The 22,656-nt window shown below is 59.9% G+C and carries 22 protein-coding genes; 14 read left to right on the top strand and 8 right to left on the bottom strand.

Annotated elements, in window-relative coordinates:
- Positions 1–13: 13 nt before the first annotated feature.
- The 4 genes from QRN10_RS17655 to dksA all read right to left on the bottom strand — a co-directional run bounded on the left by QRN10_RS17655 (position 14) and on the right by dksA (position 4,602).
- Positions 14–2,968, bottom strand: a complete 2,955-nt coding sequence (locus QRN10_RS17655) for a sensor histidine kinase (RefSeq protein ID WP_285428796.1) — start codon at positions 2,966–2,968, stop codon at positions 14–16.
- Complete coding sequence (locus QRN10_RS17650; RefSeq protein WP_003176118.1) at positions 2,952–3,128, bottom strand: hypothetical protein; 177 nt, start codon at positions 3,126–3,128, stop codon at positions 2,952–2,954. The genes QRN10_RS17655 and QRN10_RS17650 overlap by 17 nt, the downstream gene beginning before the upstream one ends.
- A 62-nt stretch (positions 3,129–3,190) precedes the next feature.
- Complete coding sequence (gene gluQRS, locus QRN10_RS17645; RefSeq protein WP_285428795.1) at positions 3,191–4,078, bottom strand: tRNA glutamyl-Q(34) synthetase GluQRS; 888 nt, start codon at positions 4,076–4,078, stop codon at positions 3,191–3,193.
- Positions 4,079–4,161: 83 nt separating this feature from the next.
- On the bottom strand, positions 4,162–4,602 hold the full coding sequence (dksA, locus tag QRN10_RS17640; protein ID WP_034100675.1) for an RNA polymerase-binding protein DksA: 441 nt from the start codon (positions 4,600–4,602) through the stop codon (positions 4,162–4,164).
- A gap of 320 nt (positions 4,603–4,922) precedes the next feature.
- Here dksA and QRN10_RS17635 point away from each other — a divergent pair, with 320 nt between their 5' ends.
- Together QRN10_RS17635 and sfsA are read left to right on the top strand one after the other, a co-directional pair.
- The gene (locus tag QRN10_RS17635; RefSeq protein WP_181079998.1) at positions 4,923–6,095 is read left to right on the top strand and encodes a pyridoxal phosphate-dependent aminotransferase; all 1,173 of its coding nucleotides are present in this window, start codon (positions 4,923–4,925) and stop codon (positions 6,093–6,095) included.
- A complete protein-coding gene (gene sfsA / locus QRN10_RS17630) occupies positions 6,095–6,805 on the top strand; it encodes a DNA/RNA nuclease SfsA (protein ID WP_285428793.1) in 711 nt (236 codons plus the stop codon). Before QRN10_RS17635 ends, sfsA begins: the two co-directional genes overlap by 1 nt.
- Here sfsA and QRN10_RS17625 read toward each other — a convergent pair.
- On the bottom strand, positions 6,802–7,119 hold the full coding sequence (locus QRN10_RS17625) for a Rieske (2Fe-2S) protein (protein WP_285428792.1): 318 nt from the start codon (positions 7,117–7,119) through the stop codon (positions 6,802–6,804). The two genes, sfsA and QRN10_RS17625, sit on opposite strands and share 4 nt — an antisense overlap.
- A 155-nt stretch (positions 7,120–7,274) precedes the next feature.
- Here QRN10_RS17625 and QRN10_RS17620 point away from each other — a divergent pair, with 155 nt between their 5' ends.
- The 3 genes from QRN10_RS17620 to QRN10_RS17610 are packed head-to-tail and all read left to right on the top strand — an operon-like array spanning position 7,275 to position 9,954.
- Positions 7,275–8,153, top strand: a complete 879-nt coding sequence (locus tag QRN10_RS17620) for a heme/hemin ABC transporter substrate-binding protein (RefSeq protein WP_285428791.1) — start codon at positions 7,275–7,277, stop codon at positions 8,151–8,153.
- On the top strand, positions 8,150–9,187 hold the full coding sequence (locus tag QRN10_RS17615; RefSeq protein ID WP_253509385.1) for a FecCD family ABC transporter permease: 1,038 nt from the start codon (positions 8,150–8,152) through the stop codon (positions 9,185–9,187). The genes QRN10_RS17620 and QRN10_RS17615 overlap by 4 nt, the downstream gene beginning before the upstream one ends.
- A gap of 2 nt (positions 9,188–9,189) precedes the next feature.
- Positions 9,190–9,954, top strand: a complete 765-nt coding sequence (locus QRN10_RS17610; protein WP_502941435.1) for a heme ABC transporter ATP-binding protein — start codon at positions 9,190–9,192, stop codon at positions 9,952–9,954.
- Between the two features lie 235 nt (positions 9,955–10,189).
- On the opposite strand, the gene QRN10_RS17605 is transcribed toward QRN10_RS17610, so the two are convergent.
- The 3 genes from QRN10_RS17605 to QRN10_RS17595 form a co-directional block, all read right to left on the bottom strand.
- Entirely contained in the window at positions 10,190–10,462 is a 273-nt protein-coding gene (locus tag QRN10_RS17605) for a TfoX/Sxy family protein (protein ID WP_181079993.1), read from the bottom strand.
- A 203-nt stretch (positions 10,463–10,665) separates the two neighbouring features.
- Positions 10,666–11,010, bottom strand: coding sequence for a pentapeptide repeat-containing protein (locus QRN10_RS17600; protein WP_253509381.1), 345 nt, complete (start codon positions 11,008–11,010; stop codon positions 10,666–10,668).
- Between the two features lie 92 nt (positions 11,011–11,102).
- On the bottom strand, positions 11,103–12,659 hold the full coding sequence (locus QRN10_RS17595; RefSeq protein WP_285428789.1) for a bifunctional aminoglycoside phosphotransferase/ATP-binding protein: 1,557 nt from the start codon (positions 12,657–12,659) through the stop codon (positions 11,103–11,105).
- Positions 12,660–12,777: 118 nt separating this feature from the next.
- Here QRN10_RS17595 and mrcB point away from each other — a divergent pair, with 118 nt between their 5' ends.
- The 9 genes from mrcB (at position 12,778) to msrQ (ending at position 22,594) form a co-directional block, all read left to right on the top strand.
- On the top strand, positions 12,778–15,102 hold the full coding sequence (gene mrcB / locus QRN10_RS17590; protein ID WP_181079990.1) for a penicillin-binding protein 1B: 2,325 nt from the start codon (positions 12,778–12,780) through the stop codon (positions 15,100–15,102).
- A gap of 16 nt (positions 15,103–15,118) precedes the next feature.
- Complete coding sequence (locus QRN10_RS17585; protein WP_253509377.1) at positions 15,119–15,853, top strand: tetratricopeptide repeat protein; 735 nt, start codon at positions 15,119–15,121, stop codon at positions 15,851–15,853.
- Positions 15,853–16,182: a YqcC family protein gene (locus QRN10_RS17580; protein WP_181079988.1), complete on the top strand. Its 330-nt coding sequence runs from the start codon at positions 15,853–15,855 to the stop codon at positions 16,180–16,182. Before QRN10_RS17585 ends, QRN10_RS17580 begins: the two co-directional genes overlap by 1 nt.
- A 431-nt stretch (positions 16,183–16,613) precedes the next feature.
- A complete protein-coding gene (locus QRN10_RS17575; RefSeq protein ID WP_266246786.1) occupies positions 16,614–18,338 on the top strand; it encodes an acetolactate synthase 3 large subunit in 1,725 nt (574 codons plus the stop codon).
- A gap of 2 nt (positions 18,339–18,340) precedes the next feature.
- Complete coding sequence (gene ilvN / locus QRN10_RS17570) at positions 18,341–18,832, top strand: acetolactate synthase small subunit (protein WP_003176102.1); 492 nt, start codon at positions 18,341–18,343, stop codon at positions 18,830–18,832.
- Positions 18,833–18,879: 47 nt separating this feature from the next.
- The gene (gene ilvC, locus QRN10_RS17565; protein ID WP_003194132.1) at positions 18,880–19,896 is read left to right on the top strand and encodes a ketol-acid reductoisomerase; all 1,017 of its coding nucleotides are present in this window, start codon (positions 18,880–18,882) and stop codon (positions 19,894–19,896) included.
- Between the two features lie 143 nt (positions 19,897–20,039).
- The gene (pssA, locus tag QRN10_RS17560; RefSeq protein ID WP_181079986.1) at positions 20,040–20,897 is read left to right on the top strand and encodes a CDP-diacylglycerol--serine O-phosphatidyltransferase; all 858 of its coding nucleotides are present in this window, start codon (positions 20,040–20,042) and stop codon (positions 20,895–20,897) included.
- Between the two features lie 63 nt (positions 20,898–20,960).
- Positions 20,961–21,974: a protein-methionine-sulfoxide reductase catalytic subunit MsrP gene (gene msrP, locus QRN10_RS17555; protein ID WP_285428788.1), complete on the top strand. Its 1,014-nt coding sequence runs from the start codon at positions 20,961–20,963 to the stop codon at positions 21,972–21,974.
- Complete coding sequence (gene msrQ / locus QRN10_RS17550; protein WP_181079984.1) at positions 21,974–22,594, top strand: protein-methionine-sulfoxide reductase heme-binding subunit MsrQ; 621 nt, start codon at positions 21,974–21,976, stop codon at positions 22,592–22,594. The genes msrP and msrQ overlap by 1 nt, the downstream gene beginning before the upstream one ends.
- The last annotated feature ends 62 nt before the right edge of the window (positions 22,595–22,656 follow it).

Below are 22,656 nucleotides of genomic sequence, written 5' to 3'. Positions count from 1 at the left end.
TCTCTCGACGGTCTCAGTTCACAGCGGACGTCGCTTCGACATGACGCGGCAAAGTCACCCGAATACGGGTGCCGCGTTGGCTTTCGGTGTCAGCCGGGCTGTCGATGGTGATTTGTCCATAATGCTCTTCAACGATGGAATAGACCAGTGCAAGGCCCAGACCGGTGCCTTCACCCGGATCCTTGGTGGTGAAAAAGGGTTCGAACAGTCGGTCCATGATGTTCTGTGGAATGCCGCTGCCTTCGTCTTCCACGATCAGGTCGATCGTGTGCTCGAAAGCCTCGCTCTTGACGCGTACCGCACTGTGGGGCGGTGAGGCGTCACGGGCGTTGGACAACAGGTTGATCAGTACCTGGGCCAGGCGTTGTGAGTCGCCGTCGACCCAATGATCCGGGTCGCACAGGTTGAAGAATTGGACTTCGAAATTGCGCCGGTTCAAGGCCAGCAGCCCGATGGCATCCTGTGCCACCGCGGCCAGGCACACCGCTTCGTCCTGATTCTGATGAGCGCCGGAGTGAGCAAAACTCATCAGCGACTGCACAATGCGTGAAACGCGCTTGGTCTGCTCAAGGATCTGCCCGCTGATCTCGGTGATTTCGCCGTCTTCCTCGCGTTCTTCGCGCAGGTTCTGCGCCAGGCAGGCAATGCCGGTGATCGGGTTGCCGATCTCGTGCGCGACGCCCGCTGCCAGGCGACCAATACTGGCCAGGCGCTCGGAGTGCACCAGTTTGTCTTCGAGCATCTGGGTTTCGGTCAAGTCTTCTACCAGCAATACCAGGCCGCTGTTGCCGGGGGCCAGGGGCTCATCGATGGCGGCTTTGTGCAGGTTGAGCCAGCGGGTCTGGCCGTCGAGGGCCAGGTGCTGTTTATGCAAATGCTCATCCGGCAGGTTGATAAAGCCCTGCAGCAGTTCTTTCCAGGGTTCGGCCAACGTATTCAGGCGCGAGCCCACCACGCGCTGCGCGGCGATGCCGGTCAGTTCTTCCATGGCTTTGTTCCACATCAGGATCTCCTGATCCTTGGCCAGGGAGCAGACGCCCATGGGCAATTCCTGCAGGGTCTGACGGTGGTAACGGCGCAGTGCATCGAGTTCGGCGGCCAGGCCGGTGAGGCGTGAGTGGTAATCCTCCAGGCGGCTCTCGATGAAATGGATGTCTTCGGTGACGTAGTTTTCGCCCCCGGCCTTGTAGGGCAGAAACGTTTCCACCATGTCCTGGGACACACTGGGGCCCATCAGGCCGGACAGGTTGGCCTCGATGCGGTCACGCAGGCGGCGCAGTGCGTAGGGCCGGCGCTCGTCGAAGGGCAGGTACAGATCGCGCAACGCTTGTTCGACTTCTTTTTGCGCGGCTTTGGCACCCAGGGGTTTGGCCAGTTGCGTAGCGAATTCCTGGGGCGAGGCAGCGTGCAATTCGCGGCGTTGCGGGCGGCGCACGTTGTCCACCGCACAGGCTTCGGCGGCGCTGGTTTCCTCGGGGCTGGCGTTAGTGAACAGCGAGATCAGCGTAAACATCAAGACGTTGGCGGCGAGCGAGGCAATTGCGGCCATGTGCCAGCTGGTGTCGTCGAGTACATAGATCATGTTCAGCAAGGGAATGTAGAAGCCCTGCAGGTTGCCGACCAACGGCAACAGCATGGTCACGACCCACACCAGGATCCCCGCGAGCAGCCCGGCGATGAAGCCGCGTCGGTTGGCCGTCGGCCAGTACAGCACTGACAACACTCCCGGCAGGAATTGCAAGGTGGCGACAAATGCCACGATGCCCAGGTTGGCCAGGTCTTGCCCGGCGCCGAGCATCAAATAGAAACCGTAGCCGGCCATGATGATGGCGACGATCAGTGCGCGACGCGTCCATTTCAGCCAGCGGTAGATATTGCCTTCCGCCGGCGGCTGGTACAGCGGCAGCACCAGGTGGTTGAGGGCCATGCCCGACAGCGCCAGGGTGGTGACGATGATCAAACCACTGGCCGCCGACAGACCGCCGACATAGGCCAGCAACGCCAGGGCCGGGCTGTTGGCGGCGATGCCGATGCCGAGGGTGAAGTATTCCGGGTCGGTGGTGGCGCCCAGTTTCAGACCGGCCCACAGGATCAGCGGCACCGCCAGGCTCATCAGCAGCAGGAACAGCGGCAGGCCCCAGCTGGCACTGACCAGTGCGCGGGGGTTGAGGTTCTCGGTAAAGGTCATGTGGTACATGTGCGGCATCACAATCGCCGACGCGAAGAACACCAGCAGCAACGTACGCCACGGACCTTCCTGCAAGGGCGTGTGCAGGGCGGCGAGGGCGGTCTGGTTCTGCAGCAGCCACAGCTCCAATTGCTGCGGGCCATCGAACACGCCGTACAGCGCATACAGGCCGACACCGCCGATAGCGATCAGCTTGATCACCGATTCGAAGGCAATCGCAAACACCAGGCCTTCGTGTTTTTCGCGGGTGGCGATGTGACGGGAACCGAAGAAAATCGTGAACAGGGTGATCAGCGCGCAAAAGGCCAGGGCCACGCGATGCTGTACCGGCTCATGGGTGAGGATGCTGATGGAGTCGGCCACTGCCTGGATCTGCAGGGCCAGCAAGGGCAGCACACCGATCAGCATGAACACCGTGGTCAGCGCGCCGGCCCAGGTGCTGCGAAAGCGAAACGCAAACAGGTCGGCCAGGGACGACAGTTGATACGTGCGGGTGATTTTCAATATGGGGTACAGCAGCACCGGCGCCAGCAGGAACGCGCCGGACACGCCGAGGTAGCTGGACAGAAACCCGTAGCCGTACTGATACGCCAGCCCCACCGTGCCGTAGAAGGCCCAGGCACTGGCGTAGACCCCCAGGGACAAGGTGTAGGTCAACGGATGGCGAATGATCGCCCGCGGAATCATTCCGCGCTCACTGATCCAGGCGACGCCGAACAGCGCGGCCAGGTAGGCGGCGCTGATCAGCAACATCTGGGTGAGGCTAAAGCTCATCGGCATCTTTTTGGCTCTGCAGGATGAAAGTCACGACGATCAGGATCAGCCACAGCAGATAGGGGCGATACCAGGCGCCCGTGGCGTCGATCCACCAATCCATGATGGCGGGGGAAAACAGGTAGATCCCGACGACCAGCAGCAGGACCAATCGATAGATGTACATGTTGGCCTCTGAGTAAAAAACTGCCGCGATGGTAACGGATGGCTGGCAAGCTGCAAGCGCCTTCAGCTCAAGTGCGCTTCCGCCAACGTGAGTGTGCGCGGGATGCGCGTGGCATCCCAGTGCTGGATACCCCAATCGAGCAACTCGCGCGCGCTGGCGTAGAGCAGTTCGCTGCCCGGTTGCTGCCCGAGGGCGCGCAGGGCTCTTAACAGCAACGGCGTGGCCTGGTCGGGTGTCAACGGCGGCGAGCGGTAGGACTTGCCCAATTTGTTGCCATCGGGCTGCACGATCAGCGGTACGTGCAAGTAGCGCGGTTGGCGCAGGCCCAGCAGTTCCTGCAGGTACAGCTGGCGCGGTGTGGAGTCGAGCAGGTCGGCACCGCGCACGATGTCGGTCACGCCTTGCCAGGCGTCATCCAGCACCACGGCCAATTGGTAGGCGTAGAGGCCGTCGCGCCGACGAATAACAAAGTCGCCGACCTCGCGACCCAAGTGCTGTCGGAAGTTGCCCTGCACTCGGTCAGTAAAGTGGTATTCCAGCTCGGGAACGCGCAAACGGATGGCCGCGTCGTGCAGGTCATGGCCGGCGTTACGGCACAAGCCGGGGTAGATGCCGTTATAAGGCTCCAGTTGTTTGCGCGAGCAGGTGCAAGCGTAGGCCAGTCCATAGTTGAACAGGTCGTTCAGCACTTTGGCGTAGGCATCATGCCGCTCGCTTTGTCGGACCAGTTCACCGTCCCACTCAAAGCCATAGCTTTCCAGTGCATGAAGAATCGCGTTCTGGGCGCCGGGTTCTTCGCGCGGCGGGTCCAGGTCTTCCATGCGCATCAGCCAGCGGCCATGGTTGGCGCGGGCGTCGAGGTAGGAGGCGAGGGCGGCGACCAGGGAACCAAAATGCAGATGGCCGCTGGGCGTGGGGGCGAAACGCCCGATATAGGTAGAGGCAGTCATGGGCCGGATACTACTGGAAAATCGGCAAACGCCAGAAACAAAAATGGAGCGTTAGCACGCCCCATTCGTTCAGCCCGGCAGGATTATTTGCCGACCTGTTTTTCCTTGATTTCGGCCAAGGTTTTGCAATCTACGCACAGGTCCGCGGTTGGGCGGGCTTCCAGGCGACGAATGCCGATCTCGACGCCGCAGGATTCGCACCAGCCATATTCTTCGTCTTCGATCAGTTGCAGTGTTTTGTCGATCTTCTTGATCAGCTTACGTTCGCGATCACGGGCACGCAGCTCGAGGGCGAATTCCTCTTCCTGGCTGGCACGGTCGGCCGGGTCAGGGAAGTTGGCCGCTTCGTCCTTCATATGGTCAACCGTACGGTCGACTTCCTGCATCAAGTCCTGCTTCCACTTTTGCAGGATCTTGGTGAAGTGCTGGCGCATGGGCTTGCCCATGTACTCCTCACCCTTCGTTTCGACGTAAGGTGTGAAGCCGCTGAGGCTCTGCTGCTGTTGCTTTGCTTGGGTGGACATGAATAGACCGCCTCTCACTCTTCTAATCCATTGCGCAGGATTGCAACGTCACCGACACCTGCCGGCCCTGCGGCTGCAAGCGGGCGAACTTACCAGATAGATTCAGGGTGCGCCACTCCCGGTTGTCGAAGCCCTCCGCCCAGGGGTTGCAAACTGCAGCAGCCCGCTGTGGCTGGGTATGGATCGCCTCGAATGTTGATTTTAGTCGTTTTGCTGGCGCGTGCCGGGTTCATCTCGAACGACCGAGCAGGCAATAGAGCATGTTTTACCGTGAGGGTTCGGTAGAATCCTGATTTTGTCCTCACCGTTAAGGAAGGCTAATGGCCCAGCCCTACAGTGCGCGCAGTCGCGCCATCGAACCTTTTCATGTCATGGCGTTGCTGGCGCGCGCCAACGAGCTGCAGGCGGCGGGCCATGATGTGATCCACCTGGAAATCGGCGAGCCGGATTTCACCACGGCCGAGCCGATCATTCGGGCCGGCCAGGCTGCGTTGGCCAACGGCAAAACCCGCTACACCGCCGCCCGTGGCCTGCCGGAACTGCGCGAGGCCATCAGTGGGTTCTATCAGCAACGCTACGGTTTAAGTGTCGATCCCGAGCGGATCCTGATCACGCCCGGTGGCTCGGGTGCGTTGCTGCTGGCCAGCAGTTTGCTGGTGGACCCCGGCAAGCATTGGCTGCTGGCAGACCCGGGTTATCCGTGTAACCGGCATTTTCTGCGGTTGGTGGAAGGCGCGGCGCAACTGGTACCGGTGGGCCCGGACGTGCGCTATCAACTGACGGCGGACCTGGTGGCCAAGCACTGGGACCAGGACAGCGTGGGCGCCCTCGTGGCGTCGCCGGCTAACCCGACCGGCACGATCCTGACCCGTGACGAACTGGCCGGGCTATCGAGTGCAATCAAGGCGCGCGATGGCCATTTGGTGGTGGATGAGATCTACCACGGCCTCACTTACGGCACCGACGCCGCCAGTGTGCTGGAGGTCGATGATGACGCCTTTGTCCTGAATAGTTTTTCGAAGTATTTCGGCATGACCGGTTGGCGCCTGGGGTGGCTGGTGGCGCCATCCGCTGCGGTGGGTGAACTGGAGAAGTTGGCGCAAAACCTCTACATCAGTGCGCCAAGCATGGCTCAGCATGCCGCGCTGGCGTGTTTTACCCCGCAGACGCTGAGTATCCTGGAAGAGCGCCGCGCCGAATTCGGGCGCCGTCGCGATTTCCTGCTGCCGGCATTGCGCGAGTTGGGCTTCGGTATTGCCGTCGAGCCCGAAGGCGCCTTCTATTTGTACGCTGATATCAGCGCATTCGGCGGCGATGCCTTCGCATTCTGCCGTCATTTCCTGGAAACCGAGCACGTCGCATTTACGCCCGGCCTGGATTTTGGTCGTTATCAGGCCAGCCACCACGTACGGTTTGCCTACACGCAGAACACCGAGCGCCTGCAGGAAGCAGTGCAACGCATCGCCCGTGGTCTGCGGAGTTGGCAAGGCTGATGCGTTTTTATCCTCCCCTCGAAGAAGGCCGCTTGATTCGTCGTTACAAGCGTTTTCTTACCGATATCGAAACCGTTACCGGCGAGTTACTCACGATTCACTGCCCGAACACCGGCTCGATGCTCAATTGCATGGTCGAAGGCGGGCAGGTCTGGTTCAGCCGCTCCGATGATCCCAAGCGCAAGCTGCCCGGCACCTGGGAAATCGCTGAAACGCCTCAGGGCCGCCTGGCTTGCGTGAACACGGCGCGCGCCAATCAGTTGGTGGAGGAGGCGTTGCGCGCCGGGGTCATCATCGAGCTGGATGGTTTTACCGCTCTGAAGCGCGAAGTCCCGTATGGTCAGGAGAAAAGCCGTATCGACTTCCGTTTGGACTATCCCCACGGCGCGGCCTACGTGGAAGTCAAAAGCGTCACCTTGGGGTTTGATGATTCCAGAGTGGCGGCTTTTCCCGACGCGGTGACGCAGCGCGGGGCCAAGCATCTGCGGGAGTTGGCGCACCTGGCGCGGGATGGCGTGCGGGCCGTGCAATTGTATTGCGTCAATCTGTCGGGGATCGACGCAGTGCGCCCGGCCGTGGAAATCGATGCGGCCTACGGTGCGGCATTACGCGAGGCCAAGGCCGCCGGGGTGGAAGTGCTGGCGTATGGCGTGTGCGTCACGGCGCAGGAGATTTGCGTGGAGCGCCGCCTGGACGTGTTGCTCGACTAGACATCCACCCAAAGGCCATGGGCGTCTTCGCGGCCGGGCACGGCGACCAGGCTTCTACCGGCGCACGGCCCGGCGATGCATTCACCGGTTTCGATCAGAAACAACGCGCCGTGGGTGGCACACCGTATCAAGCTAGCGCTGTCGTCGAGAAACTGGTCCGGCTGCCACTCCAGCGCGACACCGCGATGGGGGCAGCGGTTGATATAGAAGTAAGCGATGCCATCGCGGCGCACGGCCAATAACGTGCAACCGTCGATATTGAAACCGAGGCTGGTGTTGGGCGCGAGCGCGGCGGAGGAGCAGAGAAACTTCATTTCAATCCTTAAGTGCCTTGACGTTCAAATGCAAACAATTATCAAATGCCGGCTTCGCCCGTTGGCTGACGGGGTGCTACGTTCGATGCCAGTCGGGACCCGTCTGTCACCTCGGACAAGCCTCAAAAGCCCTGCCCCTGGAAGGAAACCCTGTTATGCGCCTGAGTGCCAGCGCTATTGCGCTTGTTGTCGGACTGCTGGTCAACCACGGGGCGCTGGCCTCTGAACTGCCGCAACGCTGGGTGAGTGCCGGTGGCGCGTTGTCGGAGTGGGTGGTGGCGTTGGGCGGCGAGCCGAAACTGGTCGGTGTGGACACTACCAGCCAGCATCCCGCAACGCTCAAGGCATTGCCAAGCATCGGTTACCAGCGGCAATTGTCCGCCGAGGGAGTTCTGAGCCTGCGCCCGCACTTACTTGTAGGCACAGAGGAAATGGGGCCGCCGGCGGCGCTGGCACAGATGCGCAATGCAGGTGTGCAGGTGGAGCTGTTCTCGGCGCAGCCGGATTTGCAGACGTTGAAGAGCAACCTCGGTCACTTGGGTCAGTTGCTCGGCAACGAAGCCCAGGCTGACGCGGTGTTCAGTGAGTACGAACACGCGCTGGTTCGGCACGAAGCCCTCGTTGCGACGATGCAGGCCACTCACAAGGCGCCGGGCGTGTTGTTGCTGGTCGGCAATGCCGGTGGCAAGCCGCTTGTGGCCGGTCGGGGCACGGTCGCGGATTGGGTGTTGCGGCACGCGGGTGGGCGGAATCTGGCGACGCACACCGGTTACAAACCGTTTTCTGCGGAATCGCTGGCGGGGTTGAGCCCGGATGTCCTGGTGTTCGCGGATCGCGCGCTCGGCGGTGATGCGGCGCGTGCCGCGTTGTTCAAGGAAAACCCGATTCTGGCGGCCACACCGGCGGCCAAGCGTGGGCGAGTGCTTGAGCTGGACCCGACCCTGCTGGTCGGCGGGCTGGGGCCGCGTCTGCCGCAGAGCCTGCAAGCCTTGTCGGCGGTGTTTTATCCAGACTCGACTGAATCCGCCCGATGAGCACTCTGGTAAAACCGCGCACCTTGTTTATCGGCTTGACGCTGCTGTGCGGCTTGGCGATCTGGCTGTCTTTGGCATTGGGGCCGGTGAGCCTGCCGTTGTGGGACACCCTGCGTGCGGCTTTGCGCTTGCTGGGCGTGCCGCTCGATGCCCAGGGGCTTGAGCAGGCTGAGCTGATTCTGGGGCAGATTCGTCTGCCGCGCACTCTGCTGGGCCTGGCGGTCGGAGGAGTGTTGGCGCTGTCGGGCGTGGCGATGCAAGGGCTGTTTCGCAACCCGTTGGCGGACCCCGGATTGGTCGGGGTGTCCAGCGGGGCGGCCCTGGGAGCGGCGGTCGCCATCGTCGGTGCTACGTTGCTGGGCGGTTTGCCGGAAGTGTTCGGCCCTTACCTGTTGTCGCTGTGTGCGTTTCTGGGTGGGCTGGGGGTGACTGCGCTGGTTTATCGCCTGGGGCGACGCAATGGTCAGACCCATGTAGCAACCATGCTGCTGGCGGGTATTGCTCTGACTGCGCTCGCCGGTTCGGCCGTCGGGTTGTTTACCTACCTGGCGGATGACGCGACGTTGCGTACGCTCACGTTCTGGAACCTGGGCAGCCTGAACGGTGCCAGTTATTCGCGGCTGTGGCCATTGCTGCTGGTGAGTGCCGGCGTGGCGCTATGGTTGCCGCGCCGGGCGAAGGCGTTGAATGCGCTGCTGCTTGGCGAATCCGAAGCGGGTCATTTGGGCATTGATGTTGAACGTCTCAAACGCGAGTTGGTGTTCTGCACTGCCTTGGGGGTGGGCGCGGCGGTGGCTGCGGCGGGCATGATTGGCTTTGTCGGGTTGGTGGTGCCGCACCTGGTTCGGCTGTTGGCCGGGCCCGATCATCGGGTGCTGTTACCTGCTTCGGTGTTGGCGGGCGCAAGCTTATTACTGTTTGCCGACCTGGTCGCACGGCTGGCCTTGGCACCTGCTGAGTTGCCGATTGGAATTGTGACTGCGTTTATCGGTGCGCCGTTTTTTCTCTACTTGCTGTTACGAGGACGCGCCTGATGTTGCGGGTTGAAGCCTTGCAGATCTGCCGTGATCGCAAAACCGTACTGGAGGGCGTCACCCTCGACCTGCTGCCGGGTGAAGTGCTCGGCGTACTGGGTCCCAATGGTGCTGGTAAAAGCACATTGCTGGGGGCGTTGTCGGGTGAATTGCAGGCGGATCAGGGCGCAGTGTGGCTGGATCAGAAAGCACTGGGCGCGTGGAGTGGGGCGCAGCGTGCGCAACGCCTGGCGGTGTTGCCGCAGGTGTCCACGCTGGACTTCGCTTTCCGTGTCCAGGACGTGGTCGGCATGGGGCGCCTGCCTCATCAGACGGGCAAGGCGCGTGACGACGAGATTATCAAGGCGGCGTTGCAAGCCGCCGATATCGGGCATTTAAGCGCGCGCAGTTACCTCGCCTTGTCCGGCGGTGAGCGTCAGCGTGTGCACCTGGCGCGCGTATTGGCGCAGGTATGGCCAGGTGAAGCGGGGCAGACCCTGCTGCTGGATGAGCCCACATCGATGCTCGACCCTTTGCACCAACACACCATTTTGCAAGCGGTCCGCTCCTTTTCTGATCAAGGGGCGGCGGTGCTGGTGATCCTGCATGATCTGAACCTGGCCGCACGTTACTGCGACAGGATTCTACTGCTGGCGCAAGGGCGCCCTCATGCACTGGGCACGCCGGTGCAGGTGCTGCAGCCTGAGGCCCTTAAAGCGGTGTTTGGGCTTGAAGTGCTGGTTCAGCCGCATCCGGAACGCGGGCATCCGTTGATCATCGCGCGCTGATACGGGTTTGGCAGGCAAAAAAAGACCCGGCAAGAGCCGGGTCAAATAACCGTGATTAGCCTGATGAGGAGATAATCTGAGCGCCCGAACCAAGGGCCTTTCAGTTATCGGCTGATCTCGCGACCAGTTGTGATAATCATAACGATTCTCATTTGAGAGTCAACCGTTGTTTCGGCTCGCATCAGAGCTTTTCTCAAACGCTCGTTCGAAACATGGGGGTTGGAGGGTGAAAGGTTCAGCTTTTCTGTCGTGCCGCAATTGCATCTACCTGGCGATTCAGTGCTTCCTTGCGCTCGGCAGGTATGTCATTCCAGTGCACATCCAGCAATGCCCCTTCAATCGCATATAACAGCACTTTAGACGCGCGAAATCCGCGGGTCCTGACGGCTCTGTACGCGTCGACCGCGCCCAGGCGACGCAAGTCGGATGCACTGTGGATGCCCACCGCATGCAACCACTGTGCTGAAGTCTTGCCGAGGTTTTTCAGGTGTTGCAGCTCATCGTTCATCAAGCCTCCTTGCGACGGCCGAATGGTTCGGTGGGTATCGTGACCAGGCAAGCCTGAAAAGGAGTGTAGCGCTCAGTAGGAAAAGTGCAGTTCTTTGCTCCGAAGCGGCTTAAACGCTTATAAGAATGGAGTGGTAGCCATGACCGACGCAGCCGCAAGCTCCCGGTTACGCGCTTGCATGACCGGGGCTTAGGTCGTTGGGTTCACTTGGTGCGGTAGCGCAGGCGGGTGCCGAAATTGACCGACATGAGGATTTCATCCGCGGTCAGCTCAGGCGGAAAGTAGGCGCCTGAAATCTGCGCATGCGCCAGGCTGGCGCCTTCCAGCGAGCAACCGCGCAAATCCACGCCGCGCAAATCGGCGGAGCGGAAATACGCGTCGGTGAAATCCACGCCATTGGCGTTCAGCTCGCGCAGGTCCAGCCCACGGAAGTCGCCGCCCCGCATATCGACAATGCCCTCTGTCGGGCGCTCGTGGTTGAAGCCGCGGATATCATCTTTATGCAGGAGCGAGTAGAGCGGAGTATCGAGAAGCTTGGGCTGACTCATGAAGGCGACTCCTGTTGGAATTATGACGCCATTATAGTGCCACTATTTGCAGGTCGCGCGCCTCAAGCAGCGACACGACCAAGAAATATTTCTTACAAGCCTGGCAGACGTTGGCGAATGTGCGCGACCAACGCATCCAATGTCCCGCTCTGATTGGTCTCTACGCGCTTGCTCTGCAACAGTTCTTCGGCCGTCAGCGGATCGCGGTTGGCCTGTTGTTCCTCAATAACGGCGAGGGTCGCGTCGGAAGGGTCGTTTTGTTCCGCCTGACGTTGTGCCAGCCAGCTGGCGATTACCGCGGGTGGCGCATTGCAATCCAGAATCAGAAAAGGCGCACCGGTGGCTTCGGCGACTTTGGCGGCGGCATCGCGCTGTTCGCGTTTGAGGAATGTGGCATCCAGCACCACGGGGAAACCGGCGCGCAGCACGATGGTGGCGATTTCATTCAGGCGTGCGTAGGTCTTGATGCTGGCATCGGCGGCATAGATACCGGCCTGGGGCGTGTTTTCTATCTGCTGTTGGCCGAACAGGCGCTTGCGCTCCACGTCCGAACGCAGGCGTACGGCGCCCAAGGCTTCCACCAGGCGCATGGCAACGTGGCTCTTTCCAACCGCCGACACACCGTGGGTGATCGCCAGAAAGCGCGATGGAATGGTGCTGTAGCTTTCCGCCAGATTGGCGTAGTTGCGGTACTGGCGCAGGGTGGTGGCGCGTTGCACCGGGCTGGCCTCGCTCGGCATGCTGAACAGCGCAACTTTGGCACGGACCAGGGCGCGGTAGGCTTTGTAGAAGTTCAGCAACTCAAGGCCCTGATAGTCACCGGTCAGCTCCAGGTATTGGCTGATGAAGCGGCGCGCCAGGGATTTGAGCCCGCGATCTTCCAGGTCCATGGCCAGGAAGCCGGTGTCGGCGTAAACGTCGGTGAAGCGAAACGGCTCGTTGAATTCGATGCAGTCAAAAATGACCACCTGACCATCGATCAGCGTGGCGTTGCCGAGGTGGATATCACCATGGCATTCGCGGGTGAACCCATCGAGCTTGCGTTGCGCGAGCAGTGGCTTGAGGCGCTCGAAGCTGCTTTCGGCCCAGGCTTGCAGGGCGTCGAGTTGAATCAGGTCGGCCTTATCGCTGAGGAAAGGCCGAATTTGTTCGAAGTTCTGTCGCACCGGCGCCATCACCTCGTCCGGGGTGCCGGCGGGGTGAGCTTGCGGTACGTGTGGGGCGGTGAGATGAAAGTGCGCGATCTGCCGGGCCATCTCATCGATGTGCGCACTGGTCAGTTCGCCATTGGCCTGCAAGGTGCTCAGCAGCTGGCTTTGCGGAAACTGGCGCATTTTCAGCGCGTATTCGATCACCGGGCCATCACCGCCCAATTGCGGCGATTCGGTGGTGCCGGTAATCGGCAGTACGTCCAGATATAAATCTGTTGTCAGGCGTTGGTTGAGGCGCAGTTCCTCTTTGCAAAAGTGCCCGCGATCGTCCAGGGCGGTGAAGTCCAGGAACCCGAAGTTCATCGGCTTCTTCAGTTTATAGGCATAAGGGCCGGTCAAAATGACCCAGGAGATATGGGTTTCGATGACTTGGAACGCTTCTACCGGATGCGGGTACAACGCCGGGTTTTGCAGGGCTGCGATCAGGGACTGGCTCACGGGCGATCCTTCAGAGTCTGGGGGAAATCATGGTGGGCATTATGGCCGCTGTGGGCGGTCGTGCAAACCGCTGTCCGGCTCATGTTGATCATCGATAAAGTGCGTATAATCCGCCGCCATGACTCGAACCCGATCTCCCCGTTCCCGTAAAAAAACACCCTCCCGCAGCCTGCGCCCCTGGTTGGGCTGGGCGCTCAAGCTCGGCCTTGTCGGTCTTGTCGTGCTCGCCGGCTTTGCGGTGTACCTCGACGCCGTGGTCCAGGAGAAATTCTCCGGTAAACGGTGGACCATTCCGGCCAAGGTCTACGCACGCCCGCTGGAGTTGTTCACCGGCCAGAAGCTGAGCAAGGACGACTTCCTCACCGAGCTCGACGCGCTCGGTTATCGTCGTGAACCCGTCAGCAATGGCCCCGGTGCCGCCGCCGTCAGCGGTAACACCGTCGATTTGAACACCCGTGGTTTCCAGTTCTATGAAGGTCTGGAAAAACCTCAGCCGGTACGTGTGCGCTTCTCCGGCGACTATGTAGCCGAACTGTCGTCGCTCAACGGCTCGAAGCTGCCGGTGGTTCGCCTGGAACCGCTGATGATCGGCGGCATTTACCCCAAGAATCTCGAAGATCGCATCCTGATCAAGCTGGACCAGGTGCCGCCGTACCTGCTCGAAACGCTGGTTGCGGTGGAGGATCGCGATTTTTACAGTCACTGGGGCGTCTCGCCCAAGTCGATTGCCCGCGCCATCTGGGTAAATACCTCCGGCGGCAAAATGACCCAGGGCGGCAGTACGCTTACCCAGCAATTGGTCAAGAACTTCTACCTGACCAACGAGCGCAGCCTGACCCGCAAGCTCACTGAAGCCATGATGGCGATGCTGCTTGAGCTGCACTACAGCAAGCAGGAAATTCTCGAGGCTTACCTTAATGAAGTCTTCGTCGGCCAGGACGGCCAGCGCGCGGTGCATGGTTTTGGCCTGGCCAGTCAGTTCTTTTTCGGTCAGCCGCTGTCCGAATTGAAGCTGCATCAGGTCGCACTGCTGGTCGGCATGGTCAAGGGCCCGTCCTATTACAACCCGCGTCGCAACCCGGAGCGCGCGCTGGAACGCCGTAACCTGGTGCTGGACGTGCTGGAGCAGCAGGGTGTCGCAACCGCCGAGCAGGTTGCCGCAGCCAAGAAAATGCCGCTGGGCGTGACCTCGCGTGGCAAGTTGGCGGACAGCTCCTTCCCCGGCTTTATCGACCTGGTCAAACGCCAGTTGCGTGAAGACTACCGCGACGAAGACTTGACCGAGGAAGGCCTGCGGATCTTCACCAGCTTCGATCCGATCCTGCAGATGAAGGCCGAAGCATCGGTCAACGACACCTTCAAGCGCCTGACCGGCCGCAAGGGTTCCGATGAAGTGGAAGCGGCAATGGTCGTGACCAATCCTGAGACGGGTGAAGTGCAGGCCATGATCGGCAGTCGTCAGGCCAGCTTCGCCGGATTCAATCGGGCCTTGGATGCTGTGCGTCCGATTGGCTCGCTGGTCAAGCCGGCGGTGTATTTGACGGCGTTGGAAAAACCGAACAAGTACACGCTCACCAGCTGGCTCTCGGACGATCCGCTGTCGGTCAAGGGCGCCGATGGCCAGGTCTGGACCCCCCAGAACTTTGATCGCCGTTCCCATGGCACGGTATTTCTGTACCAGGGGTTGGCGCACTCCTACAACATCTCCACGTCTCGGCTTGGCTTGGAAGTCGGGGTGCCGAGCGTGCTCAAGACGCTGGCGCGCCTGGGCATCGAGCGGGAATTCCCGGCGTTCCCATCGATCCTGCTGGGCGCCGGCGCCATGACGCCAATGGAAGTTGCAACCATGTACCAGACCCTGGCCAACGGTGGCTTCAACACGCCGATGCGCGGTATTCGCAGCGTATTGACGGCCGAGGGTGAACCGCTCAAGCGCTATCCGTTCCAGATTCAGCAGCGTTTCGACGCGGGTTCCATCTACCTGATCCAGAACGCTATGCAGCGCGTGATGCGCGAAGGTACTGGCAGTTCGGTCTATAAAGTGCTGCCTTCGAATCTGACGTTGGCGGGCAAGACGGGTACCAGTAACGATTCGCGCGACAGCTGGTTCGCAGGTTTTGGACAGGATGTGCTGGCTGTCGTGTGGTTGGGCCGTGACGATAATGGCAAGACGCCGTTCACCGGTGCCACGGGGGCGTTGCAGGTCTGGACCAGTTTCATGCGCAAGGCCGACCCGCTTCCGTTGAACATGCCGCAGCCGGACAACATTGTGCAGGCCTGGATTGATCCACACACCGGCCAGGGCTCCGATGCGAACTGTCCGGGGGCGGTGCAGATGCCGTATATTCGCGGCAGCGAACCACCACCCGGTGCCGCGTGCGGTGGCGGTGCCCCTGCTGACGCGGAATCGGTGATGGACTGGGTCAAGGGCTGGATGAATTAAGCAAAGAGGGTTTCAAGTGAACAAGTGGTGGATTCCAGCTATTACAGCGCTGGCTTTGCTCAGCGGTTGCTCCAGCGTGCAGCGCGGTTCCATTCCCGTGGTGGACTCGAGCACAGCCGTTTCCAATAGCGACCGTATCTCGGCCAATGGCGGCTTCCGCCAGACCGTGACCAAGCGTCCTGTGCAGGCCGCGGCCCAAGCGGTGCCGCAGGATTCGGGCGTGGTAGTGATGGTTCCCGGCGGCGGTGCTGCCACTGCGGCGCCGATCAGCGCTGAGCCGTGGACGCCAGGGCCAAGCACTTCCGGGCCGATCGATGCCACGCCGATTCAGACGGCGCCAGTCAATCAGGGCACCTATAACATGCCATCGTCGCCGAGCGGCATCCCGTCGTCTTCCAATGCGGGTGGCCTGTCGGCTGATGAGCAGTTGGACGGGCCGGTGCTGGCCTTGCTGACTACCGCGCAACAGCAGCAGGCAGGCGGCGATTTGAATGGCGCATCGTCGAGCCTTGAACGTGCGCAACGTGTTGCGCCGCGTGAGCCTCAGGTTCTGTATCGCTTGGCGCAGGTGCGCATGGCCCAGGGCGACGCGCCGCAGGCTGAACAGTTCGCGCGTCGCGGTCTCAGCCTGGCCAATGGTCGGCCTGACCTGCAAGCCAGCCTATGGGCTTTGATCGGTGATGCGCGCGCGGCGCAGGGTGATGCCGCCGGTGCGGCCCAGGCTCGGCAGAAAGCCAAGGTCAACCTCTGATGGATGGGCGTTTTCATGCGATTGCCGAACAGTTATTGCTGATCGAGCGGGAATTGCGTGTGCAGGGCTGGTGGGACGAGACGCCTCCCAGCCCTGAGGCGCTCAGGAGTGTCGAGCCGTTTTCGGTGGACACGCTGGACTTTCATCAATGGCTGCAGTGGGTTTTCCTGGCGCGCATGAAGCACATCCTTGAGCAGGATCTGCCTCTGCCCGGCGCATCGGGAATTCTGGAAATGGCCGAGATGGTCTACGCCGACCGGCCTGTGGAAAGCCTCGGGCTGCGCAATGCGCTGAAAAAGTTCGATCAATTGATCGTCGGCGCTCGTTAATTGCCTGACTGCCGGCTTTTTCGGCAGTCTTGCGCATATTTCTACCGCTTGACGACATTCAGGCGAGTTTTATCCCTCCTCACAGCCCTTTCTTATGCGTTCTCATGCGCTTAGTTGGAAAAAAGCGCAATTATTGCTTGACTTGAACGGCCTGAAACAGAAGAATCCAAAGTCCGCTGTATCGGGACTGCCAGAAGCAGGCCCGCTCAGCAGATCATGAGGCGCACATCCGCGCCGACCTGTTACACCCGCAACGCGTTACCTCGCGCTGGGTGGGAAAAGCCCGCAACACTTGGGACGATCCCAATACTTGCTCAGTCAGTGCTGACGTAGTCGGCGACCACCGTCGCTCATGCTCTGTTGAGAAGTAAACCTATTAAGACCCGTCGGTTTTCAACGGACGGTATTCTGGCGTTTTAGAGGTGAACAACGTGGAGCTTTTATCTGGTGGTGAGATGCTCGTCCGCTTTTTGCGTGACGAAGGCGTCGACTATATCTACGGGTACCCAGGTGGTGCTCTTCTGCATGTTTACGACGCGCTGTTCAAGGAACCGGCTGTTACCCACATCCTGGTTCGCCACGAACAAGCCGCGACCCATATGGCTGACGGCTATGCCCGTGCCACCGGTAAAGCCGGTGTGGTGCTGGTAACGTCAGGCCCAGGCGCAACCAATGCCATTACCGGCATCGCGACTGCTTATATGGACTCCATCCCAATGGTGATCATTTCCGGCCAGGTTGCCAGCACCATGGTCGGTACCGACGCATTCCAGGAAACCGATATGATCGGTATCTCCCGGCCGATCGTGAAACACAGCTTCATGATCAAGCATGCCTCGGAAATTCCGGAAGTCATGAAAAAGGCGTTCTACCTCGCGCAGTCCGGTCGTCCGGGCCCTGTGGTGGTCGATATTCCGAAAGACATGACCAACCCGGCGGAGAAATTCGAATACATTTTTCCGAAGAAAGCCAAATTGCGCTCCTACAGCCCGGCCGTCCGTGGGCACTCGGGGCAAATTCGCAAGGCAGCGGAAATGCTCCTGGCGGCCAAGCGTCCCGTGCTGTACTCGGGGGGTGGCGTGATCCTGGGCGGTGGCTCCGCGCCGCTGACCGAACTGGCCAAGCTGCTCAACCTGCCGGTAACCAATACCTTGATGGGCCTCGGTGCATTCCCGGGTTCGGATCGTCAGTTCGTCGGCATGCTCGGTATGCACGGCAGCTACACCGCCAACCTGACCATGCACCACGCGGATGTCATCCTGGCGGTTGGCGCGCGGTTCGACGACCGTGTGATCAATGGCGCGAGCAAGTTTTGCCCGAATGCCAAGATCATCCACATCGACATTGACCCTGCATCCATCTCCAAGACCATCAAGGCCGATGTGCCGATCGTGGGGCCGGTGGAAAGCGTATTGACTGAAATGGTGGCAGCGCTCAAGGACATCGGTGAAGCGCCGAACAAGGAGTTTGTCGCCAGTTGGTGGAAGCAGATCGACGAATGGCGCGGTGATCGCGGCCTGTTCCCGTACGACAAGGGCGACGGCAGCATCATCAAGCCCCAAACCGTGATCGAAACCCTCTGCGAAGTGACCAAGGGCGACGCCTTTGTGACCTCCGACGTGGGGCAGCACCAGATGTTCGCTGCGCAGTACTACAAGTTCGACAAGCCGAACCGCTGGATCAACTCCGGTGGCCTGGGCACGATGGGCTTTGGTTTCCCAGCGGCCATGGGGGTGAAGCTGAGCTTCCCGGAGGCGGACGTTGCGTGCGTCACCGGCGAAGGCAGCATCCAGATGAACATCCAGGAGCTGTCGACGTGCCTGCAGTACGGCCTTCCCGTGAAGATCGTCTGCTTGAACAACGGCGTGCTGGGCATGGTTCGTCAGTGGCAGGACATGAGCTACGGTAGCCGTCACTCCCATTCCTACATGGAATCGTTGCCGGACTTCGTCAAGTTGGTTGAAGCCTATGGCCACGTCGGCATTCGCATCACCGATCTGAAAGATCTGAAGCCTAAGATGGAAGAGGCGTTCGCCATGAAGGATCGCCTGGTGTTCATCGATATTCAGGTGGATACCAGCGAGCACGTCTACCCGATGCAGATCAAAGACGGCTCTATGCGCGACATGTGGCTGAACAAGACGGAGCGTACTTAATCATGCGGCATATTATCTCCCTGCTTCTGGAGAACGAACCCGGCGCCCTGTCGCGTGTTGTCGGCCTGTTTTCACAACGTAACTACAACATCGAAAGCCTGACCGTGGCCCCAACCGAAGATCCGACCCTGTCGCGTCTGACGTTGACCACCGTCGGCCACGATGAGGTGATCGAGCAGATCACCAAAAACCTCAACAAGCTGATCGAAGTGGTCAAGTTGGTCGACCTGTCTGAAAGCGCCCATATCGAGCGCGAGCTGATGCTGGTTAAAGTCAAGGCCACGGGCGCCCAGCGTGCCGAGATCAAGCGCACTACCGATATTTATCGCGGGCAGATCGTCGATGTGAGCGCCAGTGTTTATACCGTTCAACTGACCGGTACGAGCGACAAGCTGGACAGCTTCATCCAGTCGATCGGGACGGCCTCGATTTTGGAAACCGTCCGCAGTGGTGTCACCGGGATTGCCCGTGGCGACAAAGTACTCAGCATCTAAACCAAATTAGCGAATGGCCTTACGGCCTGGATATATAGAGGAACCTCATGAAAGTTTATTACGATAAAGATTGTGACCTGTCGATCATCCAGGGCAAGAAAGTCGCCATCATCGGCTACGGCTCCCAAGGTCACGCGCAAGCCTGCAACCTGAAAGACTCCGGCGTTGACGTGACTGTCGGCCTGCGCAAAGGCTCGGCCACCGTGGCCAAGGCTGAAGCCCACGGCCTGAAAGTGACGGACGTCGCTTCCGCCGTTGCTGCTGCCGACCTGGTCATGATCCTGACCCCGGACGAGTTCCAGTCTTCGCTGTACAAGAACGAAATCGAGCCGAACATCAAAAAAGGCGCCACCCTGGCGTTCTCCCACGGCTTCGCGATCCACTACAACCAGGTTGTGCCGCGCGCCGACCTCGACGTAATCATGATCGCGCCGAAAGCACCGGGCCATACCGTGCGTTCCGAGTTCGTCAAAGGCGGTGGTATCCCTGACTTGATCGCGATCTACCAGGACGCGTCGGGCAACGCCAAGAACGTTGCGCTGTCCTACGCCGCCGGCGTGGGTGGCGGTCGTACCGGCATCATCGAAACCACCTTCAAGGACGAGACCGAAACCGACCTGTTCGGCGAGCAAGCCGTTCTGTGCGGCGGTACCGTTGAGCTGGTTAAAGCCGGTTTCGAAACCCTGGTTGAAGCTGGCTACGCGCCGGAAATGGCCTACTTCGAATGCCTGCACGAACTGAAGCTGATCGTTGACCTCATGTACGAAGGCGGTATCGCCAACATGAACTACTCGATCTCCAACAACGCCGAATACGGCGAGTACGTGACTGGCCCGGAAGTCATCAACGCCGAGTCCCGTCAGGCCATGCGTAACGCCCTGAAACGCATTCAGGACGGCGAGTACGCCAAAATGTTCATCAGCGAAGGCGCTACCGGCTACCCTTCGATGACCGCCAAGCGTCGTAACAATGCTGCTCACGGTATCGAAGTCATCGGCGAGCAACTGCGCTCGATGATGCCGTGGATCGGTGCCAACAAGATCGTCGACAAAGCCAAGAACTAAGTCGTACGCATCAGCGAAAAACGCGGCTTAGGCCGCGTTTTTTCGTTTGGGTCGCCGGTTCTGGTATAAAGCTGCATCGTTTGCCGGCGAACACTCGCCGCACGTCTTTGTTGAATTTTTCAAACTGTTGCAAGGTAAAGTCCATGAGCGAACGTCCCGAAGAGCCAAGCCAGGCTTCTGACGCCGAAAGCCTGCTGCCGATCGATGAACATGTCGAAGAAGGGCATGACGCGGAAGGTCGCAAGGTCCGGCATCGTGGCATCTATCTTCTGCCCAACCTGTTTACGACTGCGAACCTGTTTGCTGGGTTCTACTCCATCATCAACTCCATGAGCGCGCAAAGCGCGTTGGCGGCGGGTGATGCCGTAAGCGCCAGCAAATATTTCGGCTTTGCCGCCATCGCGATTTTCGTGGCCATGGTGCTCGACGGCCTGGATGGTCGTGTGGCGCGAATGACGAATACGCAAAGCGCTTTCGGGGCCGAATACGACTCGCTGTCGGATATGGTCGCGTTTGGTGTTGCCCCGGCCTTGCTGGCATTTGCCTGGGCGTTGGGTGATATGGGCAAGGTCGGCTGGATGGTCGCCTTCATTTATGTCGCGGGTGCCGCGCTGCGTCTGGCGCGCTTCAATACTCAAGTGGGCACCGCCGACAAGCGTTATTTCATTGGATTGGCCAGCCCTGCCGCTGCGGGTGTGGTAGCGGGCATCGTCTGGGCGTTCAGTGACTACGGCATCCAGGGGTCGAAAATGTCGTTCCTGGTGGCACTGATGGTTGCCGCTGCTGGGATGCTGATGGTGAGTAACATCAAGTACAACAGCTTCAAGGAGCTGGATCTCAAGGGGCGGGTGCCTTTCGTGGCGATTCTTGTGGTGGTGTTGGTGTTCGCTGTGGTGTTCAGCGACCCGCCGCGTATTCTGCTGCTGGCGTTCCTGGCTTATGCAGCGTCGGGGCCGATTCAATATCTGCTGCGTCTGCGTCGGGACAAAACGCTGCCTTAATGTAATTTCGCCCATACTCCGCAGTCTATTGGTGCATCAGTTCTCCAACGCTGCGGAGTTGCCATGTTAATTAAATCGCCTAAAGCGTCCGATTGCCACGAATCGGATGTCACCCCCGAGTCCTTCTACCTCTCTCGCCGCAGCTTGCTCGGTGGTGCGCTTGCCGGCATTGCCACCAGCAGCTTGCCACGCTGGGCGAGCGCGGATGAAGCTGCCCGTTATGCCGACGTCGAGCCGGGCAGGGCGCCTGGCTGGTTTGCCGAGAAGCTGCCTGCTACAAAGTGGCAAGCGATAACGGTCAAGGATGAGGCCATCACGCCATTCAAAGACGCAACGCACTACAACAACTTCTACGAGTTCGGTACCGACAAGGGGGATCCGGCGAAAAACGCCGGTTCGCTCAAGACTGAGCCCTGGAGTGTTGTGATTGATGGTGAGGTTGCAAAGCCTGGGCGTTATGCCCTGGAAGATTTCATTAAGCCTTATCAATTGGAAGAGCGCATCTACCGGCTGCGGTGTGTCGAAGCGTGGTCGATGGTTATTCCATGGATAGGGTTTCCGATTGCAGCCCTGCTCAAGCAGGTCGAGCCGACTTCCAAGGCCAAGTACATCCGTTTCGAAACCCTGCAGGATCCTAAGAGCATGCCGGGTCAACGTTCCAGCTTCGCGTTGATTGATTGGCCATATGTAGAAGGTTTGCGTCTGGACGAGGCAATGAACCCTTTGGCGATTCTTGCCGTGGGCATGTATGGGCGGGAGCTGCCTAACCAGAATGGCGCACCCTTGCGTCTTGTTGTGCCTTGGAAGTATGGCTTCAAGAGTGTGAAGTCAATTGTCCGCATCAGTCTTGTCAGTGAGCAACCGAAAACCACCTGGCAAAGCATCGCTGCGGATGAGTATGGGTTTTATGCGAATGTGAATCCTACGGTCGATCATCCTCGTTGGACACAGGCCCGTGAGCGTCGGCTGCCGAGCGGCCTATTCAGTCCCAATGTGCGTGAAACGCAAATGTTCAATGGGTACTCGCAAGAGGTGGCGTCTCTTTATACGGGCCTCGATCTGCGGAAGAACTATTGATGCGTCAACTTATCTGGCGTGTTGCCGTCTTTATAGCCGTGGCGATATGGCCGTTGTATTGGCTATACCAGGCATGGAGTTCTGCACTGGGCCCCGATCCGGGCAAGGTGTTGGTTGATCGGTTGGGTCTGGGGACCTTGATCCTGCTACTGATCACTCTGGCAATGACCCCGATGCAGAAGCTCACTGGATGGTCGGGATGGATAGCGGTGCGCCGGCAGTTGGGGTTGTGGTGCTTTGCTTATGTGGTGCTGCACTTGGCGGCCTATGGTGTCTTTGTTCTGGGGCTGGATTGGTCGCAACTGGGAGTGGAGCTGCGCAAGCGCCCGTACATTATTGTCGGAGCGTTGGGTTTCCTGGGTTTGTCAGCGTTGGCAGTGACATCGAATCGCTATAGTCAGCGCCGGCTGGGTAAGCGTTGGAAGAAGCTGCATCGTCTTGTGTACGTAATTCTTGGGCTTGGCTTGTTGCATATGCTGTGGATCGTGAGGGCGGATCTTAAAGAATGGGCCGTCTACGCCTCTCTAGGTGCGGCGCTTCTGGTCTTGCGAATTCCGCCGGTTATGCGGCGTATCCCGCGGGTTATCGCGAAAAAATCATCTTTCGCGACAAAAGCATAATTAACGCTTGACGGCAGATTCCAGAAGTCTATAATTCGCCCCACTTCCGGCGCAGTCGAAAC

It is taken from the genome of Pseudomonas sp. lyk4-R2A-8 (assembly GCF_030209095.1).
GTDB classification, from domain to species: Bacteria; Pseudomonadota; Gammaproteobacteria; order Pseudomonadales; family Pseudomonadaceae; genus Aquipseudomonas; species Aquipseudomonas quebecensis.
Note: the sequence above shows the minus strand (reverse complement) of the source record. Positions and strands in the feature narration are given on the sequence as shown.

Bases quoted from the DNA above. Each gene is read 5' to 3' on its own strand.
- pssA (WP_181079986.1), top strand. From the start codon at position 20,040: ATGAGCGAACGTCCCGAAGAGCCAAGCCAGGCTTCTGACGCCGAAAGC.
- QRN10_RS17625 (WP_285428792.1), bottom strand. From the start codon at position 7,119: ATGAAGTTTCTCTGCTCCTCCGCCGCGCTCGCGCCCAACACCAGCCTC.
- QRN10_RS17620 (WP_285428791.1), top strand. From the start codon at position 7,275: ATGCGCCTGAGTGCCAGCGCTATTGCGCTTGTTGTCGGACTGCTGGTC.
- QRN10_RS17615 (WP_253509385.1), top strand. From the start codon at position 8,150: ATGAGCACTCTGGTAAAACCGCGCACCTTGTTTATCGGCTTGACGCTG.
- QRN10_RS17600 (WP_253509381.1), bottom strand. From the start codon at position 11,010: ATGAGTCAGCCCAAGCTTCTCGATACTCCGCTCTACTCGCTCCTGCAT.
- QRN10_RS17580 (WP_181079988.1), top strand. From the start codon at position 15,853: ATGGATGGGCGTTTTCATGCGATTGCCGAACAGTTATTGCTGATCGAG.
- msrP (WP_285428788.1), top strand. From the start codon at position 20,961: ATGTTAATTAAATCGCCTAAAGCGTCCGATTGCCACGAATCGGATGTC.
- QRN10_RS17635 (WP_181079998.1), top strand. From the start codon at position 4,923: ATGGCCCAGCCCTACAGTGCGCGCAGTCGCGCCATCGAACCTTTTCAT.
- ilvC (WP_003194132.1), top strand. From the start codon at position 18,880: ATGAAAGTTTATTACGATAAAGATTGTGACCTGTCGATCATCCAGGGC.
- ilvN (WP_003176102.1), top strand. From the start codon at position 18,341: ATGCGGCATATTATCTCCCTGCTTCTGGAGAACGAACCCGGCGCCCTG.
- QRN10_RS17605 (WP_181079993.1), bottom strand. From the start codon at position 10,462: ATGAACGATGAGCTGCAACACCTGAAAAACCTCGGCAAGACTTCAGCA.
- msrQ (WP_181079984.1), top strand. From the start codon at position 21,974: ATGCGTCAACTTATCTGGCGTGTTGCCGTCTTTATAGCCGTGGCGATA.
- QRN10_RS17655 (WP_285428796.1), bottom strand. From the start codon at position 2,968: ATGCCGATGAGCTTTAGCCTCACCCAGATGTTGCTGATCAGCGCCGCC.
- gluQRS (WP_285428795.1), bottom strand. From the start codon at position 4,078: ATGACTGCCTCTACCTATATCGGGCGTTTCGCCCCCACGCCCAGCGGC.
- sfsA (WP_285428793.1), top strand. From the start codon at position 6,095: ATGCGTTTTTATCCTCCCCTCGAAGAAGGCCGCTTGATTCGTCGTTAC.
- QRN10_RS17650 (WP_003176118.1), bottom strand. From the start codon at position 3,128: ATGTACATCTATCGATTGGTCCTGCTGCTGGTCGTCGGGATCTACCTG.
- dksA (WP_034100675.1), bottom strand. From the start codon at position 4,602: ATGTCCACCCAAGCAAAGCAACAGCAGCAGAGCCTCAGCGGCTTCACA.
- mrcB (WP_181079990.1), top strand. From the start codon at position 12,778: ATGACTCGAACCCGATCTCCCCGTTCCCGTAAAAAAACACCCTCCCGC.